The 15845-nt window shown below is 71.6% G+C and carries 18 protein-coding genes; 8 read left to right on the forward strand and 10 right to left on the reverse strand.

What is annotated here, in order from left to right; genetic code table 11:
* Positions 1–5: 5 nt before the first annotated feature.
* The 4 genes from GON04_RS13920 to GON04_RS13935 all read right to left on the reverse strand — a co-directional run bounded on the left by GON04_RS13920 (position 6) and on the right by GON04_RS13935 (position 2248).
* Positions 6–476, reverse strand: a complete 471-nt coding sequence (locus GON04_RS13920) for a F0F1 ATP synthase subunit B (protein WP_181654068.1) — start codon at positions 474–476, stop codon at positions 6–8.
* Between the two features lie 68 nt (positions 477–544).
* A complete protein-coding gene (gene atpE / locus GON04_RS13925) occupies positions 545–808 on the reverse strand; it encodes a F0F1 ATP synthase subunit C (protein WP_047501588.1) in 264 nt (87 codons plus the stop codon).
* 65 nt (positions 809–873) lie between these two features.
* A complete protein-coding gene (gene atpB, locus GON04_RS13930; protein WP_157398677.1) occupies positions 874–1746 on the reverse strand; it encodes a F0F1 ATP synthase subunit A in 873 nt (290 codons plus the stop codon).
* A gap of 16 nt (positions 1747–1762) precedes the next feature.
* A complete protein-coding gene (locus tag GON04_RS13935) occupies positions 1763–2248 on the reverse strand; it encodes an ATP synthase subunit I (protein WP_157398716.1) in 486 nt (161 codons plus the stop codon).
* Positions 2249–2479: 231 nt separating this feature from the next.
* Between GON04_RS13935 and GON04_RS13940 the strand changes: the two genes are divergently transcribed.
* The 7 genes from GON04_RS13940 to GON04_RS13970 all read left to right on the forward strand — a co-directional run bounded on the left by GON04_RS13940 (position 2480) and on the right by GON04_RS13970 (position 8002).
* Positions 2480–3535, forward strand: coding sequence for an MBL fold metallo-hydrolase (locus GON04_RS13940; RefSeq protein ID WP_232533113.1), 1056 nt, complete (start codon positions 2480–2482; stop codon positions 3533–3535).
* The gene (locus GON04_RS13945; RefSeq protein ID WP_157398678.1) at positions 3532–4428 is read left to right on the forward strand and encodes a D-amino acid aminotransferase; all 897 of its coding nucleotides are present in this window, start codon (positions 3532–3534) and stop codon (positions 4426–4428) included. The genes GON04_RS13940 and GON04_RS13945 overlap by 4 nt, the downstream gene beginning before the upstream one ends.
* On the forward strand, positions 4425–4721 hold the full coding sequence (locus GON04_RS13950; protein WP_157398679.1) for a YbeD family protein: 297 nt from the start codon (positions 4425–4427) through the stop codon (positions 4719–4721). Before GON04_RS13945 ends, GON04_RS13950 begins: the two co-directional genes overlap by 4 nt.
* A gap of 2 nt (positions 4722–4723) precedes the next feature.
* On the forward strand, positions 4724–5392 hold the full coding sequence (lipB, locus tag GON04_RS13955) for a lipoyl(octanoyl) transferase LipB (RefSeq protein ID WP_157398680.1): 669 nt from the start codon (positions 4724–4726) through the stop codon (positions 5390–5392).
* Between the two features lie 9 nt (positions 5393–5401).
* Positions 5402–6397: a lipoyl synthase gene (gene lipA / locus GON04_RS13960; RefSeq protein WP_157398681.1), complete on the forward strand. Its 996-nt coding sequence runs from the start codon at positions 5402–5404 to the stop codon at positions 6395–6397.
* A gap of 5 nt (positions 6398–6402) precedes the next feature.
* Positions 6403–7083 (forward strand): helix-turn-helix domain-containing protein, encoded by a 681-nt coding sequence (locus GON04_RS13965; RefSeq protein ID WP_157398682.1) that lies wholly within the window; start codon positions 6403–6405, stop codon positions 7081–7083.
* 61 nt (positions 7084–7144) lie between these two features.
* Complete coding sequence (locus tag GON04_RS13970; protein WP_157398683.1) at positions 7145–8002, forward strand: DMT family transporter; 858 nt, start codon at positions 7145–7147, stop codon at positions 8000–8002.
* Here the strand turns inward: GON04_RS13970 and GON04_RS13975 are convergent.
* Entirely contained in the window at positions 7983–8960 is a 978-nt protein-coding gene (locus GON04_RS13975; RefSeq protein ID WP_338050966.1) for an aldose 1-epimerase, read from the reverse strand. The two genes, GON04_RS13970 and GON04_RS13975, sit on opposite strands and share 20 nt — an antisense overlap.
* A gap of 164 nt (positions 8961–9124) precedes the next feature.
* Between GON04_RS13975 and GON04_RS13980 the strand changes: the two genes are divergently transcribed.
* The gene (locus tag GON04_RS13980; protein WP_157398684.1) at positions 9125–11557 is read left to right on the forward strand and encodes a penicillin-binding protein 1A; all 2433 of its coding nucleotides are present in this window, start codon (positions 9125–9127) and stop codon (positions 11555–11557) included.
* Here GON04_RS13980 and ptsP read toward each other — a convergent pair whose 3' ends face one another.
* From ptsP to GON04_RS14005, 5 genes are all read right to left on the reverse strand, one after another.
* Positions 11558–13315 (reverse strand): phosphoenolpyruvate--protein phosphotransferase, encoded by a 1758-nt coding sequence (gene ptsP / locus GON04_RS13985; protein WP_157398685.1) that lies wholly within the window; start codon positions 13313–13315, stop codon positions 11558–11560. It abuts the gene before it with no gap.
* 94 nt (positions 13316–13409) lie between these two features.
* Positions 13410–13679, reverse strand: a complete 270-nt coding sequence (locus tag GON04_RS13990) for an HPr family phosphocarrier protein (protein ID WP_157398686.1) — start codon at positions 13677–13679, stop codon at positions 13410–13412.
* On the reverse strand, positions 13648–14103 hold the full coding sequence (locus GON04_RS13995) for a PTS sugar transporter subunit IIA (RefSeq protein WP_157398687.1): 456 nt from the start codon (positions 14101–14103) through the stop codon (positions 13648–13650). Before GON04_RS13995 ends, GON04_RS13990 begins: the two co-directional genes overlap by 32 nt.
* Positions 14100–15320 carry an MFS transporter gene (locus GON04_RS14000; RefSeq protein WP_157398688.1) on the reverse strand — a complete coding sequence of 407 codons (1221 nt, stop codon included), beginning with the start codon at positions 15318–15320 and terminating at the stop codon, positions 14100–14102. Before GON04_RS14000 ends, GON04_RS13995 begins: the two co-directional genes overlap by 4 nt.
* Complete coding sequence (locus GON04_RS14005; RefSeq protein WP_157398689.1) at positions 15317–15835, reverse strand: hypothetical protein; 519 nt, start codon at positions 15833–15835, stop codon at positions 15317–15319. The genes GON04_RS14000 and GON04_RS14005 overlap by 4 nt, the downstream gene beginning before the upstream one ends.
* Positions 15836–15845 lie beyond the last annotated feature (10 nt).

Genomic DNA, 15845 nt, shown 5'->3' on the forward strand with positions numbered 1-15845 from the left:
TCCTCTTACAGCTCGGTCTTCAGGCGGTTGAGCAGCTCGGCGTGGACGCCGGCGTTGACTTCCTTGCGCAGGATCTGCTCGGCACCCTTGACCGCCAGTGCAGCGACCTGCTCGCGCAAGGCCTCGCGGGCATGCGCGGTCTGCTGGTCGGCCTCGGCGCGGGCGGCGGCGATGATCTTGTTCGCCTCCTCGGTCGCGCGGCCCTTGGACGCCTCGATGAGGCCCTGGGCGCGGCGCTCGGCGTCGGCCAGCAGCGCAGCGATCTGGTTGCGCGACTTGCCCAGCTCCTCGTCGACCTTCGCGTTGGCGGCGGCCAGCTCGGACTTGGCGCGGTCGGCGGCTGCCAGACCCTCGGCGATCTTGCTCGCGCGCTCGTCCAGCGCAGTGGCGATCGGCGGCCACACGTACTTCATCGTGAACGCCACCAGGAGCGCGAACACGATGATCTGAATGATGAGGGTACCGGTAATGCTCACTGTTTCATCCTCGGTCCCGGGGCCAGGGCGCCGGGCAATGATGGTAGGTGACCGTCAAGCCTGCCGACTTACTTGGGCAGGTTGGCGATCTGGGCCAGGAACGGGTTGGCGGTGGCGAACCACAGCGCGATACCCGTGCCGATGATGAAGGCGGCGTCGATCAGGCCGGCCAGCAGGAACATCTTGGTCTGCAGCTCGTTCATCAGCTCGGGCTGGCGGGCGGCGGACTCGAGGTACTTGCTGCCCATGATGCCGATGCCGATGCAGGCGCCGATGGCACCGAGGCCGATGATCAGGCCGGCGGCCAGGGCGACAAAGCTGATAACTTCCATGATTGCTCCTAAGGACTTTGGTTGGAAAAAGAAAAAAGCGAGGGAAAAGTGGTTGCCGCGGGCGCTCAGTGCGCGTCGTGTGCCTGGCCGATGTAGACCAGCGTCAGCATCATGAAGACGAAGGCCTGCAGCGTGATGATGATCAGGTGGAAGGCGGCCCATACGAAACCGGCGACGATGTGGCCGACGGCCAGGCCGATGCCGGTGGCCGAGACCGACCAGGCGCCGCCCATCAGCGCGATCAGCAGGAAGATCAGTTCGCCGGCGTACATGTTGCCGAACAGCCGCATGCCGTGCGAGACGGTCTTGGCGATGAACTCGATCAGCTGCATCGCCAGGTTGAACGGCCACAGCACCGGGTGGGCGCCGAACGGCGCGGTGATCAGCTCGTGGCCCCAGCCGCCCAGGCCCTTGATCTTGATGTTGTAGAACAGGCAGACCAGCAGCACGCCGACCGACAGGCCCATGGTCATCGACAGGTCGGCGGTGGGCACGACGCGCAGGAAGGCGTGGTGCGGGTCGTGGCCGGCGGCACCGTAGATCCGCTCCCAGATCCAGGGCAGCAGGTCGACCGGCAGCAGGTCCATCGCATTGAGCAGGAAGATCCAGATGAACACCGTCAGCGCCAGCGGGCCGACCATCTTGCGGCTAGTGGCGTTGTGCACGATGCCCTTGGCCTGCGAGTCGACCATCTCCAGCAGGATCTCGACGGCGGCCTGGAAGCGGCCCGGCACGCCGGGGGTGGCCTTGCGCGCGGCCAGCCAGAGCAGCCAGCAGCCGATGACGCCGATGGCGATGGCGAATAACAGCGAATCGAAGTTGAAGACGCCGAAGTCGACCACATTGGTCGCCTTGCGGTTTTGCAGGTGCGTCAGGTGGTGGACGATGTACTCGCCGGCGGTCGGCCCGTGCTCCGCGGCCATGTTTTCTGCAGCCATGTGTCTTCTCGTCTCTTCAGTTCGCTTGCGGGTTGCGCTTGCGCGGTGCGAACGCCAGCGCCACCCAGTACACCTTCATCGCGAGGATCAGCCCCACCAGCAGGGCTGGCCAGCTGAGCTCGCGCACCAGCCCTGGAGCGGCCACCAGCATGGCCACCGTCAAGGCGATCTTGACCATCTCCCACAGCAGGAACCCGAAGGCCGCCGTGCCCGCGTTGAGCGAGGCAAACCGGCCGGTGAGGCCTCGCGCAAAAATGGCCGCGGGAATCACCACGGCCAGCGCGCCATAACCGGCGGACCACCCAACGTTGGCTTTGCCGGTGATGACCCAGGCCACGACAGCTGTGACCAGGCCCACCACCACCTGCCCCCCAACCACCCACCAGGGGGACACCGGCGGGTATTGCTCGCGCAGCTTGCGCGCCTGTTCGGCGCTCAGCGGCTTGACCGGGGGCTGCTCGTCCTCCGAGATTTCAGGAAGCGGAGCGATTGTTTTTGTCATCCACCCGCCTTCGGCCCCGAATTTCACAAAGCCCCTGATTATAAGTAGAAACCCACAGCCCGAGACCAATCTGTGCACCAAAGACCAACCGGTGTCGCAACCCAGCCGCATGCACGGCGGCCCCCGGCGCGGCCGGATGGCAGCAGGAACTCCCCGCTGCGTCGGGCCGGCCACCGATCCGGCCCCCGCACCCGCCGCCGGCTCGCCAGGCTCATCGCCGGCGCGCTCGCGTTGCTGGCCGGCTGCGCCGCGCGCCCCGACCCCGACCCCGCGCCCGATCCGGCCCGGCCGCACCACACGGCGCAAGGGTTCCGCAACACGACGGCGGTCGGCGCCATCGACACGCCGCTGTCGCGGCTGCTGCGCTGGCGCTGGGAAGCGCTGCGCGACGGACTGCCGCCGCCGCCCCGCGCGGCCACGCCGGTGGTCGCGCCCGACCTGGACGGCCTGCGTGCCAACGCCGGCGGACTGGAGCAGCCGGCGGTTACCTGGATCGGCCATGCCACCACGCTGGTGCAGGCCGACGGCCTGGACGTGCTGACCGATCCGGTGTTCAGCGACCGCGCCTCGCCGGTGCCGTTCGCGGGACCGCGGCGCGCCCAGCCACCCGGCGTCGCGCTGGCCGAGCTGCCGCCGGTGGACGTGGTGCTGATCTCGCACAACCACTACGACCACCTCGACCGCGCCAGCGTGGTCGCGCTCGACGGCCGCAGCAAGGGCCGCACGCTCTTCCTCGTCCCGCTGGGCCTGCGAGACTGGATGCAGGCGCAGGGCATCCGGCACGTCGTCGAACTCGACTGGTGGGAGACGCACCGCGTCGGCGCCGTCACGTTCCAGCTGGTCCCCGTGCAGCACTGGTCGGCGCGCAGCCTGGGCGACCGCAACCGCACCCTGTGGGGCGGCTGGGTTGCGCGCGGCCCCGACCTGCACTGGTACTTCTCCGGCGACAGCGGCTACAGCAGCTACTTCGGCGAGACCCGGGCCCGCGGCGGCCCGGTCGACCTGGCGCTGCTGGCGATCGGCGCCTACGAGCCGCGCTGGTTCATGCAGGCCCAGCACATGGACCCGGCCGAGGCGGTGCAGGCACACCACGACCTGGGCGCCGGCCGCAGCATCGCCATCCACTGGGGCACCTTCGCCCTGACCGACGAGCCGCTCGACCAGCCGCCGCGCGACCTGGCACGCGCGCGGCACGCCGCCGGGCTGGCCGACGACGCCTTCGCCACCCTGCGCATCGGCGAGACGCGCCGGTTGCCGGCACGCGGCGCGCGACAATCCGCACCATGACCGACCCGACCTCGACGCTCCCCGCCCTGCCCTGCTACCTCAACGGCGAATTCAGCACCGTGCGCGAGGCGCGCGTCAGCGTGCTGGATCGTGGCTTCATCTTCGGCGACGGGATCTACGAGGTCGTGCCGGTCTATGCGGGCCGGCCGTTCCGCTTCGCCGAGCACATGGCCCGGATGGACCGCAGCCTGGCCGAGATGCGGATGCGCAACCCCAGGACCGCGGCCCAGTGGCGCGAGTTGGTCGATCAGCTGATCGACCGCTATGCGCGCTACGCCGGCACGGCGGCGGCGCAGACCGACCAGCTGGTGTACATCCAGATCACCCGGGGCGTCGCCATGCGCGACCACGCCATGCCGCAGGACATCGAGCCGACCGTCTACGCCATGGCCAACCGCATGGGCAGCTACGACGCCGAGACGCGCGCCCGCGGCTTCAGCTGCGTGTCGGCGGACGACTTCCGCTGGAAGAAGGCCCACATCAAGAGCACCAGCCTGGCCGGTGCCGTGCTGTCGCGCCAGATGAGCGCCGACGAGGGCGCCATCGAGACCATCATGTTCCGCGACGGCCTGCTGTCCGAGGCCTCGTCGTCCAACGTCTGGGTGGTCAAGGACGGCGCGGTGGCCGGGCCGCCGCGCGACAACCTGGTGCTGGAAGGCATCCGCTACGGCCTGGTGGAGCAGCTGTGCCGGCAGGCCGGCATCCCGTTCGAGCTGCGCCGCATCGGCCGCGACGAGGTGCTCACCGCCGACGAGCTGCTGCTGTCCTCGGCCACCAAGGAGGTGCTGCCCGTCACCACCCTGGACGGCCGGCCGGTTGGAAACGGCCGCCCGGGCCCCATCTACGACAAGCTCTACGCCGGCTACCAGCTGGCCAAACAGGCCCAAGCATGACCACACCCGCTCCCACCGCCGCCGCCGATCTGCGCAAGGACTCGCTGATCGCGTACCCCTCGCACTTCCCGATCAAGGTGATGGGGGCGAACGTCGACGGCTTCGTGCACGCAGTCACCCAGATCGCCCGCCAGTTCGACCCGTCGTTCGACGCCGCCAGCGTCGAACTGCGCGACAGCAAGGCCGGCAACTATCTCGGCGTGACCATCACCATCACCGCCACCAGCCGCGAGCAGCTCGATGAGCTGTACCGCACGCTGTCGACCCATCCCATGGTCAAGGTCGTGCTCTGAGCATGGAGGTCCGCGTGCTCGGGCGGGTGGAGTACCTGCCCACCTACCGGTCGATGCAGGACTTCACCGCCGGCCGCACGGCCGACACGCCCGACCAGCTGTGGCTGTGCGAGCACCCGCCGGTGTACACGCAGGGCCTGGCAGGCGACGCCAGCCACGTGCTGGCCCCCGGCTCCATTCCGGTGGTGGCCACCAACCGCGGCGGCCAGGTCACCTTCCACGGCCCCGGCCAGGTGGTCGCCTATCCCCTGCTCGACCTGCGCCGGCGCGGCTACTTCGTCAAGGAGTACGTCTACCGGCTGGAGGAAGCGGTGCTGCGCACGCTGGCCGAGTTCGGCGTCACCGGCCACCGGGTGGCGGGCGCGCCCGGCATCTACGTGCGGCTGGCCGATCCGTTCTCCCATGCGGCGCTGACCGGCCCCGCCCGGCCGGACCAGCCGTTCGACGGCCTGGGCAAGATCGCGGCCCTGGGCGTCAAGGTCAGCCGTCACTGCACCTACCACGGGCTGGCGCTGAACGTGGCGATGGATCTCGAACCCTTCTCGCGCATCAACCCTTGTGGCTACGCGGGTCTGGCGACGGTCGACCTTTCTACAATCGGCGTCCCCACCACCTGGACCGTGGCGGCCGGCGTCCTGGGCCAGAAGCTCGCGGCGCTGCTGGCCGCCTGAGAGGATTGCATGAGTTCCACCCCCGTCGTGCGCGAGGCGCAGACCGCCGCCACCTACGATGCCAGCGCCAAGCAGAAGGCCGCGGCCAAGCTCTCGCGCATCCCGGTCAAGGTGGAAGCGGCCGAGGTGCTCAAGAAGCCCGACTGGATCCGCGTGCGGGCCGGCTCGCCCACCACCCGCTTCTACGAGATCAAGCAGATCCTGCGCGAGAGCAACCTGCACACCGTGTGCGAGGAAGCGTCCTGCCCCAACATCGGCGAGTGCTTCGGCAAGGGCACGGCCACCTTCATGATCATGGGTGACAAGTGCACCCGCCGCTGCCCTTTCTGCGACGTCGGCCACGGCCGCCCCGACCCGCTCGATCCGCTCGAGCCGGAGAACCTGGCGCGCACCATCGCGAAGCTCCAGCTCAAGTACGTGGTCATCACCAGCGTCGACCGTGACGACCTGCGCGATGGCGGCAGCCAGCATTTCGTCGACTGCATCCGCACCACCCGCGCGCTGTCGCCGGCCACCACCATCGAGATCCTGGTGCCCGACTTCCGCGGCCGCGACGACCGCGCGCTGGAGATCCTGAAGGCCGCGCCGCCGGACGTGATGAACCACAACCTGGAGACCATCCCGCGCCTGTACAAGGAAGCGCGCCCGGGCTCCGACTACCAGTTCAGCCTGAACCTGCTGAAGAAGTTCAAGGCGCTGTTCCCCCAGATCCCGACCAAGAGCGGCCTGATGGTCGGCCTGGGCGAGACCGACGACGAGATCCTGGACGTCATGCGCGACATGCGCGCGCACGGCATCGACATGCTCACCATCGGCCAGTACCTCGCCCCCACCAGCTCCCACCTGCCGGTGCGGCGCTATGTGCACCCGGACACCTTCAAGATGTTCGAGGCCCGCGCCTACGAGATGGGCTTCAGCCACGCCGCGGTCGGTGCCATGGTGCGCTCCAGCTACCACGCCGACCAGCAGGCCCACGCCGCCGGCGTGGCCAGCGCCGCCGCCTGAAGGCCATGGCCGGCGCGGGCGAGGGCCTGTCGCTGCGCCGCTACGGCGCTGCCCCCGGCAGCCACGCGCACGAGCACTTCCAGGTCCTGGTCGGCCTGCAGGGCGTGCTCGACCTCGAGGTCGAGGGCCGCGGCCGGCGCATCGGCCCCGGCGACGGCCTGCTGGTCGCGCCCGGCGACCGCCACGATTTCGAATCGGCCGCCGGCAGCGAATGCCTGGTGCTCGACACCCGGGTCGACCTCTGGTCGCTGTGCGGCGCCGCCCCGCGCGAGCCGGCCCAGGTCGGCGCCCTGGCCCGCTACCTCGCGCAGTCGCTGCTGCGGCAGCAGCCGCTGGCGGTCCTGCACGGCCCCGGCCTGCTGCTGGAGGCCTGGGGTCCCGGCGCCGCCGCCCGGCGACCGCGCCGGCGCATCGACTGGCCGGCGCTGCAGGCCTGGGCCCAGGCCCGGCTGGAGCAGCCGCTGGCAGTGGCCGACCTGGCCGCGCGCGTGAACCTCAGTCCCAGCCAGTTCGCCTTGCGCTGCCACGAGGCGCACGGCCTGTCGGCGATGCAGTGGGTGCGCCAGCAGCGGCTGGCCCGCGCGCGCCAGTTGCGCGCCCTCGGCGTGCCGGTGGCGCAGGTCGCCCGCCGCACCGGTTACCGCTCGCCCTCGGCCCTGACCGCCGCCCTGCGCCGCGCCTCCTGACCGGTGGCACGCGACGATGCACCGGCGCCGTGCGACGACGCCACCGCCTAAGCTGGTCGCCATGCACGCCAACCTCCACGCACTCGGCGCCATCGCGCTCTGGGCCGGCCTGGCCTCGCTGGGCCTGGCCCTGCGCCATGTGCCGCCGTTCCTGCTGACCGGCATCGCGCTGGTGATCGGCAGCGTGCCGGCCTGGCCGCTGTGGCGCCAGTGGCGGGTCCCGGGGTCCACGCTGGCCCTGGGCGTCTGCGGCCTGTTCGGCTACCACCTGCTGCTGTTCCTCGCGCTGCGCCTGGCCCCGCCGGTGGAAGCCAACCTCGTCAACTACCTGTGGCCGCTCTTGATCGTGGTACTGGCACCGCTGTTCCTGCCCGGCCTGCGCCTGCGCCCGGCGCATGTGGTCGGGGCCGCGCTCGGGTTCGCGGGCGCGGCGGTCGCCATCCTGGGCGGCCGCACCGGCAGCGGCAGCACCAGCTGGTCGTGGGGCTACCTGCCGGCACTCGGGGCGGCGGTCCTGTGGGCCAGTTACTCGCTCCTGACCAAACGCGTGGCCCGCTTCCCGACCGCCGCGATCGGCCTGTTCGGGCTGGTCTCCGGCCTGCTGGCACTGGGCTGCCACCTGCTGCTGGAACCGGCCGTCGCGCTGACGGGAACCGACTGGATGCTGCTCGCGGCCATCGGCCTGGGCCCGCTGGGTGCCGCCTTCTTCCTCTGGGACCGGGCGCTCAAGGACGGTGACGCGCGCCACATCGGCGTGCTGAGCTACATCACGCCACTGGCCTCCACCGCCTTGCTGTTGCTGGTGAGCGGCCGCGGCTGGAGCTGGAGCATCGGCCTGGCCGCCCTGCTGATCGTCGGCGGCGCCGTACTGGGCACCCGCAGCCGCGACACGCGCGAAGTCAGTCCCAGCTCGGCGTGAGGCGCCAGCGCGCCTCCAGCGTCTGGCCGGGCGCGAGCCGGCTGCCGCCCAGATCCTCCGCCGGATACTGACCAGCCAGGTTGAGCCAGTCCGTGCACTGGCTCACCGGCTCGGCGCAGAAGAATTCGTAGCCGCGCTGGCAGTACAGGACGAAGCGGTCCAGCGGCGGCTCGGCCTGCAGCACCAGGCGGCGAGCGGGTCCCTGGGCGTCGGCCGGCCAGTCGATGCGGGCGGTGCGCGACCAGCCGGTGAAGTTGTTGTCGGTGTGCAGGTCGGCCAGCAGCGCGCCCTGGCGCAGCTGGCGCACCACGTCGGTCTCGGCCAAGCCGGTGGGCATCACCTCGTCGTCGGTCTCCCACATGGCGCGCGTGGTCGTCGTCAGGCGGGTGCCGGGCTCGTGCAGGAAATAGGGGTGGTGGCCGATGCCGGCCGGCATCGCCACGCTGTCCCGGTTGGTGACCGCGATCACCACCTCGAGCGCGTGCGGCTGCAGCCGGTAGGTCTGCTGTGCGGCGAAGTGCCACGGCCAGGCCGGGCCGGCCTCGACCTCCAGCGTGAGCACGGCCTCGCCCGGGCCGCCCGACTGCAGGGTCCAGGCCCGCTGCCAGCCGATGCCGTGCAGCGCATGCGGCGAATCCTCGGCCGGGTGGTTGGGCGGGAAACGGATCTCGCGGCCCTCGAAGCTGGCGCGGCCATTGCGGATCCGGTTGCAGAACGGCACCAGCGGGAAGCTCGCCATCGCCAGCGGATGCCGCTGGGCCAGGCCCTCGTCCGATGCCGGTCGCAACCAGTGCAGCACACGCTCGTGCCCGCCCTCGCGCCAGACGCGGGAGAAGGCAGCGATCGAGCCGCCGACCGCCGGTGCCAGCGCCAGCCGCAGGTCGCCCGCAGCCAGGTGGAGCAGCTGGTCGCGCGCCGGCACGGCGGGATCGGGGCGGTGGAGCAAGTCGGTGGTCACGCGCCATTGTTCGCGCCCCCGTGCCTCCCACCAAGCCCAGCAGGACTCGCGGCGCGTCCCCGCCCTTCATCGCGTGACATCTGTCGCTGCCGCGGGCTGGTGCCCGCGTCCTACACCGGGCCCGGACACGCCGGTCCTAGAGTCCCAGCAGCCTGATCCCGACCATGAGCAGCAGCACCCCGGACCGCGCCGCCTCCCGCCTTGCCGGCCTGGCGCGACGCACCGGCCGCGGCCTGCGCCGCCATCCGTGGCTGCTGCTCGGCGTGCTGCTGCTGGCGGCCGCCGGCATCGCCACCGCGATGGCGCTGTCGTATGTCACCTCCCTGATCCCGCTCACGCCGGGCATCGGCGACCTGCGCAAGGTGCAGGCCGAGCAGCCGGGCGTGATCCTCACCGCCGACGGCCAGCCGCTCGCGGTGCTGCGGCGCGCCAACCGCCAGTGGGTGCCGTTGGCCGAGATCTCGCCGCACGTGCTGGACGCGCTGCTGGCAACCGAGGACCAGCGCTTCTACGCACACCACGGGGTCGACCTGCGGCGCACGGCAGCGGCGGCCCTGCACACCGCGCGCGGCCGCCTGCAGGGCGGCTCGACCATCACGCAGCAGCTGGCACGCAACCTGTTCCCGGAGGAGATCGGCCGCGCGCCCACCGTGGAGCGCAAGATCAAGGAGGCGATCACGGCGCTGCGCATCGAGCAGGTGTACGGCAAGGACGAGATCCTGGAGATCTACCTGAACACGGTGCCGTTCCTCTACAACGCCTGGGGGATCGAGATGGCCGCCCGCACCTACTTCGACAAGGCGGCGCGCGAGCTCGACGTGCTGGAAAGCGCCACCCTGGTGGGCATGCTCAAGGGCACGAGCTACTACAACCCGGTCACCAACCCGCGCCGCGCCCTGCAGCGCCGCAACATCGTGCTGGCGCAGCTGGATCGGCAGGGCAAGCTGCAGGGCGCCGACCTGGCGGCACTGCAGCAATCGCCGCTGCGGCTCGACTTCGAACGCCAGGACGAGCCGCCCGGCCCGGCGCCGCACCTGTCCGTGCAGCTGCGCCGCTGGCTGATCGAGTGGGCCGAGCGCCATGGCCGCGACGCCTACGCCGACGGACTGGTGGTGCGCACCACGATCGACGCCCGCGCCCAGGCACTGGCCGTCGAGGCCGTGGACCGGCAGGCGGCGCGGCTGCAGAAGCTGGCCGATGCGCAATGGAACGGCCGCACCGGCTGGCGGTCCCGCGCCGACCTGGTGGCGCAGTTCATCCGCGAGAGCGCGCAGTTCCAGGCCGCGCGCGCCCACGGCCTGTCGGAGCAGGAGGCGATCGAGCGGCTGCGCGCCGATGCCGATTTCATGCAGGCGCTGCGCGAGGACAAGACGCGGCTGCAGGCCGGCTTCGTCGCCATCGAGCCGGGCACCGGCTACGTGCGCGCCTGGGTGGGCAGCCGCGACTTCGCCCTGGACCAGTTCGACCACGTCCAGCAGGCCCGCCGCCAGCCCGGGTCCACCTTCAAGCCGTTCGTCTACGGGGCTGCCTTCGAGCAGGGCGCGCGGCCCGACGACCGCCTACTGGACCAGGCGGTCGAGATCCAGGTCGGCACCAGCGAGGTCTGGCGTCCCAGCGACATGGGCCAGCCGAGCGGCGAAGCCATGACCCTGAGCGACGCCCTGGCCTTCTCGCGCAATACCGTGACCGCGCAGCTGACGCGGCTGATCGGGCCGGACCGGGTGGCGCTGGTGGCGCGCAGCCTCGGGGTGCGCGACAGCCGGCTCGACCCGGTGCTCTCGCTCGGCCTCGGGACCAGCCCGGTCACCCTGCGCGAAATGGTCACGGCCTACGCCAGCATTGCCAACAACGGCCAGTACGTGCCGCCGCTGGTGGTGCTGCGGGTCGAGGACCGGGACGGCAAGCTGCTGGAGGCGTTCGAGCCCGCCGCGCCCGAGCAGGCGCTGCTGCCGGCGGCCAACGGCATCCTGCTGGACGCCATGCGCGGAGTGGTCGACCGCGGCACCGGCGCCGCCATCCGGTCGCGCCACGGCCTCAAGGGCGACCTGGCCGGCAAGACCGGGACCACGCAGGAGAACACCGACGGCTGGTTCATCCTGGCGCACCCGCGCCTGGTGGCCGGCGCCTGGGTCGGCTACAACGACAGCCGCCTCACCATGCAGGACGCCTGGGGCCAGGGCGCGCGCAGCGCCCTGCCGATGGTGGGCGACTTCTTCCAGCAGGCCCTGAAGGCCCGGCTGCTGGATGCCAAGGCCCGGTTCCCGAAGGCGCCCGAACCGTCGGCCATGGAGCCGGCCAACAGCTGGTGGGGCGCGCTGCTGACGCCGCCGCGCAGCGATCCGCTGGTCGTCGATCCGGGTTCCGGCGCGCCGCTGGACGTGCAGGCCCTGCCGGCGCCCGACGCCGCGTTCCTGCCGGTGCAGCGGGCGGTGGTGGTGGCACCGCCGCGGTCGCCGGCGGCGCCCGATCCCGACACCCGCGGCATGGGCGCGCCGCCGGCGCTGCCGATCGAGCGTGCCATCGTGGTGGCGCCGCCGCGGGGAGAAGCCGCTGTCGTGCCGGCCATGCCGGCGGTGGTGGCCCCGCCGGGCTGGTGATCAGCCCAGCAGCTGGGCCGGCTCCTCGGCGGCGAGCACCTCCTGCGCCCAGCCGGCCAGGCGCTGGGCGTCGGCCCGCAGCACTTCCTGCTTGACGGCCAGGATCTGCGCCGGGTGCATCGAGAAGCAGCGCAGCCCGAGGCCCAGCAGCAGGCGGGTGAACGTGGTGTCGCCGGCCATCTCGCCGCACACGCTGACGCCCTTGCCCTGCGCGTTGCATTCGGCGATGGTGCGCGCGACCAGCTGCAGCACGGCCGGGTGCAGCGGGTCGTACAGGTGGGCCACCGACTCGTCGGCGCGGTCGATCGCCAGCGTGTACTGGATCAGGTCGTTGGTGCCGATCGACAGGAAGTCGAAATAGCGCAGGAAGGTGCGCAGCGTCAGGGCGGCCGCCGGGATCTCGATCATGGCGCCGAGCGCGACCGGGCCGTAGGGCACGCCGCGCGCGTCGAGCTCGGCGCGCGCGATGTCCAGCAGCGACAGCATCTGGCGGATCTCGCTGCCGTGGGCCAGCATCGGGATCAGCAGGTTGACCTTGCCGTGCGCCGCCGCCCGCAGGATGGCGCGCAGCTGGGTGAGGAACATGGCCGGATCGGCCAGGCTCCAGCGGATGGCGCGCAGGCCCAGCGCCGGGTTCAGGTGGGCCGCGTCGCGGTGCCCGTCGTCGAGCCACTTGTCGGCCCCGACGTCGATGGTGCGGATGGTGACCGGCAGGCCCTGCATGCCGTCGATGGCGCGGCGGTAGGCGCCGTACTGCTCGTCCTCGCCCGGCAGGTCGCCCTTGCGGCCCATGAACAGGAACTCGCTGCGGAACAGGCCCACGCCCACCGCGCCGGCCGCGACCGCCGCGGCCGCGTCCTCGGGCATCTCGATGTTGGCCAGCAGCTCGATCTTCTGGCCGTCCAGGGTGATCGCCGGCGTGTGGCGCAGGCGCGCCAGCCGGCCGCGCTCGAGTTCGGCCTGGCGCTGCTTGAAGCCGTACTCGGCCAGGATGATGGGCGAGGGGTCGACGATCATCACGCCGTCGTCGCCGTCGATGATGACCCAGTCGTCCTGGCGCACCAGCTGGCTGGCGCTGCGCGCCCCAACCACCGCCGGGATGTCCATGCTGCGCGCCACGATCGCCGTGTGCGAGGTCTTGCCGCCGACGTCAGTGGCGAAGCCGGCGAACACGCTCTGCTTGAACTGCAGCATGTCGGCCGGCGACAGGTCGTGCGCGATCAGCACCAGCGGCACGTCGACGCTGTCGTCGGCCAGCAGCAGGTCCTGCTGGCGCGGGCCGCGGCGCGCGGGCGGCGCCACCGGCGTGGCCACCCCCTTCATGTAGCGCAGGATGCGCTCGGCCACCTGCTCGAGGTCGGCCTTGCGCTCGCGCAGGTACTCGTCCTCCATTTCGTCGAACTGGCGCGACAGCTGCTCGAGCTGGGTGGTCAGCGCCCATTCGGCGTTGTAGAGGCGCTCGCGGATCCAGGACTTCACGCCCTCGATCAGGTCCTCGTCCTGCAGCAGCATCAGGTGCACGTCGAGCAGCGCCGACAACTCGTGCGGGGCCTCCTTGCCCATCCCGACGATGGTGTGCTGCAGACGGTGGATCTCGTCGATGACCGCGTTGCGGCCGGCGCGCACGCGCTCGATCTCGGCCTCGACCTGGTCGGGCGACACGAAGTAGTGCGCCACGTCGACGCGGCTGGCCATCAGCACCGCACGCCCGATGGCGATGCCGCGGGCGACGGGAAGGCCGTGGATGGAGAAGGTCATGGGCGCTGTTCCGCCGCACGGCCGCCCGAAGGCGGAACACGGCCCCCTCGGGGGGCAGCGAAGGACACGCGGTGCCGGAGCGTGGGGGCCATGGTCATTCGCCTTCGCCGAACTTGTCGGCGATGAGGGCCAGCAACGCTGCCATCGCCTCCTGCTCGCGCTCGCCGTCGGTCTCGAGCACCACCTCGCTGCCGATGCCGGCGGCCAGCATCATCACGCCCATGATGCTCTTGGCGTTGACGCGCCGCTCGCCGCGCGCCAGCCAGACGTCGCACGGGTAGCTCGCCGCCAGCTTGGTCAGCTTGGCCGACGCGCGGGCGTGCAGGCCCAGCTTATTGCTGATGGTCGTGGTCGTCTGGATCATGGTTGCGGCGAGGCTGGTTCTGCGGTGCGGTGATGGCCACCTGCATCACGCCCTGGGTGCCGCCCACGACGGCGCGCGCCACCAGGGCGTCGAGGGTCTCGTGGCGGTAGCTGACGCTGCGCAGCAGCATGGGCAGGTTGACGCCGGTGATCAGGCGCGAGCTCACGCCGTCGACGAGCTTCTGCGCCACGTTGCTCGGCGTCGCGCCGAAGATGTCGGTGAGCACCAGCACGCCCTTGACCTGCGGCGGCCGCGCCAGCTGCTGCATGGCGATGCGGGCGGTGGCCAGCGTTTCCTCCGGCGAGAGGTTCGGCTGGACGTCGATCGCGGCCACGGCCGCGTCGCAGTCCGGGAAGACGTGCAGCGCGCACTGGCGCAGGGCGTGCGCCAGCGGGGCATGGGCGATGAGCAGGATCGCGTTCATGGGGCGTGCGGCCGATTATCACGTCTGGCCGCGAGGAACCAGGCGTAAGCGGCGCAGTTGCAGGCCAGGAAGACCGCCATGGCGGCCCGGAAGGCCTCGGCCACCGGCAGCCCCAGCGCCCCGAACGCATCCACCAGCAGGCCGATGCCCCATTGCACGACGAACACCCCGGCGAAGATGACGAGGTTGTACGCCGACAGCGCGCGCCCCGCCAGCGCCGACGGGAAGGCCATGCCGACCGCTGGCTGCGCCAGCGACACGAACGAGGAGGCCATGCAGAAGGCCGCCCAGGCCAGCGCCCCGGCGCCGCCGCCGGCCAGCACGATGGCGGCCAGCACCAGCAGGCTCAGGGGCACGCCCCAGGCGATGAGCCGGTCGGTGCCCAGGCCGCGCCGGGCCAGGACCGGATTGAGCAGGCCCCAGACCCAGAAGGTGGCCAGCATCGCCAGGTTGATGCCGAACAGGCCCTGGGCCGCCTGCAGCGCATCCACGCCGGTCACTCGCACCAGCCAGGGACCGGCCCAGAGCGACTGGATGGCGATGAAGCCGCCGTAGTTGAAGAAGCCCAGCGGCGCCAGCCGGCGGAAATAGGGGTGGCGCCAGACCTGCGCATAGCTCGGTGGGGTGCCGTCCGGCGAGTGGCCGACATCCCAGCCGGGCACCCGCCACACCAGCACCAGCGAGGCGATGGCCAGTCCCGCCGCCAGCAGCACGAACACCACGCGCCAGCCGATGACCGGGATCAGCCACTGCACCGGCAAGGTCGAGGCCACCATGCCGAGCGAGCCGGTCATCAGCATCCAGGAGTTCGCCCGCAACTGGGCCGGCGGCTCCAGCCAGCGGCGAAAGCCCGTGAGCGGGGCCATCAGGCAGGCGCTCACGCCCACGCCGCACAGCACGCGCGCCGCCAGCAGGCTCCAGAAGCTGCCGGCCAGGGCGAAGGCCAGGCAACCGGCGACGGCGATCAGCACGAAGCTCAGGATGACGTTGCGCGGTCCGTACCGGTCGAGCCAGGTCCCCAGCGGCAGCTGGGTGGCGGCGAAGCCGAAGAAGAAGCCGCCGGCCAGCAGGCCGAGGTCGCGGGCGCTGAGGGCGAACTCCTGCGTCAGCGTGGGCGCCAGCGTGGCCGTGACCGCGCGCAGGACGGCCGAGAAGAAGTAGGCGAAGGCGAAGGCGAGGAAGACGATGACCGCGGTGCGGCGGGGCAGCGCTTTCATTCGAACGCCAGCCCGTCGAAGAACGGCTGGACCCACTGCGGCTTCAGCTCGTCGGCATAGACGACCGCCTGCACCACGCGGCTGCCGCGCACGAAATAGGCCGCCTCGCCCTGCACCGCGCTGCCGTCGGCCCGCTGGCCGGTGGCCACCACCCGCAGCGACGCCGGCAAGGGGACCGCCCCCGGCGGCACGAAGGCACTCGCGCGCGGCACGCCGGCCTTCATGTTGGCCAGGGTGGCGCGGTTCCACTGCGCCAGCGCCTCGCCGGCCAGCGCGGGATCGCCGAGGTCGGCATGCAGGATGGCGAAGGTGGCGCCGCCGGCGTCGCAGCCCAGCCCGGCCATCTCGACCGCGCGGCCGGCCAGCGGCACGCGCCGCGCGCCCTGCTCGGGCTTGCACGGCAACGTGGCCCGGAGGCCGGCGGGTTCGATGCGCACGTCGCGCCAGTTGAAGGTGGGACTGCAGGCGGCCAGCGCCATGCTGCACAGCACGGCGGCCGCGGGGAGGCGGGGCATCGGGCGATGA

The sequence above is a fragment of the Ramlibacter pinisoli genome, assembly GCF_009758015.1.
Taxonomy (GTDB): domain Bacteria; phylum Pseudomonadota; class Gammaproteobacteria; order Burkholderiales; family Burkholderiaceae_C; genus Ramlibacter; species Ramlibacter pinisoli.

What these genes read in the sequence shown, in the direction of transcription:
- atpE (WP_047501588.1), bottom strand. Translation starts at nt 808, where the DNA reads ATGGAAGTTATCAGCTTTGTCGCCCTGGCCGCCGGCCTGATCATCGGC.
- atpB (WP_157398677.1), bottom strand. Translation starts at nt 1,746, where the DNA reads ATGGCTGCAGAAAACATGGCCGCGGAGCACGGGCCGACCGCCGGCGAG.
- GON04_RS13935 (WP_157398716.1), bottom strand. Translation starts at nt 2,248, where the DNA reads ATGACAAAAACAATCGCTCCGCTTCCTGAAATCTCGGAGGACGAGCAG.
- GON04_RS13945 (WP_157398678.1), top strand. Translation starts at nt 3,532, where the DNA reads ATGACCGACCCGACCTCGACGCTCCCCGCCCTGCCCTGCTACCTCAAC.
- GON04_RS13950 (WP_157398679.1), top strand. Translation starts at nt 4,425, where the DNA reads ATGACCACACCCGCTCCCACCGCCGCCGCCGATCTGCGCAAGGACTCG.
- lipB (WP_157398680.1), top strand. Translation starts at nt 4,724, where the DNA reads ATGGAGGTCCGCGTGCTCGGGCGGGTGGAGTACCTGCCCACCTACCGG.
- lipA (WP_157398681.1), top strand. Translation starts at nt 5,402, where the DNA reads ATGAGTTCCACCCCCGTCGTGCGCGAGGCGCAGACCGCCGCCACCTAC.
- GON04_RS13965 (WP_157398682.1), top strand. Translation starts at nt 6,403, where the DNA reads ATGGCCGGCGCGGGCGAGGGCCTGTCGCTGCGCCGCTACGGCGCTGCC.
- GON04_RS13970 (WP_157398683.1), top strand. Translation starts at nt 7,145, where the DNA reads ATGCACGCCAACCTCCACGCACTCGGCGCCATCGCGCTCTGGGCCGGC.
- GON04_RS13980 (WP_157398684.1), top strand. Translation starts at nt 9,125, where the DNA reads ATGAGCAGCAGCACCCCGGACCGCGCCGCCTCCCGCCTTGCCGGCCTG.
- ptsP (WP_157398685.1), bottom strand. Translation starts at nt 13,315, where the DNA reads ATGACCTTCTCCATCCACGGCCTTCCCGTCGCCCGCGGCATCGCCATC.
- GON04_RS13990 (WP_157398686.1), bottom strand. Translation starts at nt 13,679, where the DNA reads ATGATCCAGACGACCACGACCATCAGCAATAAGCTGGGCCTGCACGCC.
- GON04_RS13995 (WP_157398687.1), bottom strand. Translation starts at nt 14,103, where the DNA reads ATGAACGCGATCCTGCTCATCGCCCATGCCCCGCTGGCGCACGCCCTG.
- GON04_RS14000 (WP_157398688.1), bottom strand. Translation starts at nt 15,320, where the DNA reads ATGAAAGCGCTGCCCCGCCGCACCGCGGTCATCGTCTTCCTCGCCTTC.
- GON04_RS14005 (WP_157398689.1), bottom strand. Translation starts at nt 15,835, where the DNA reads ATGCCCCGCCTCCCCGCGGCCGCCGTGCTGTGCAGCATGGCGCTGGCC.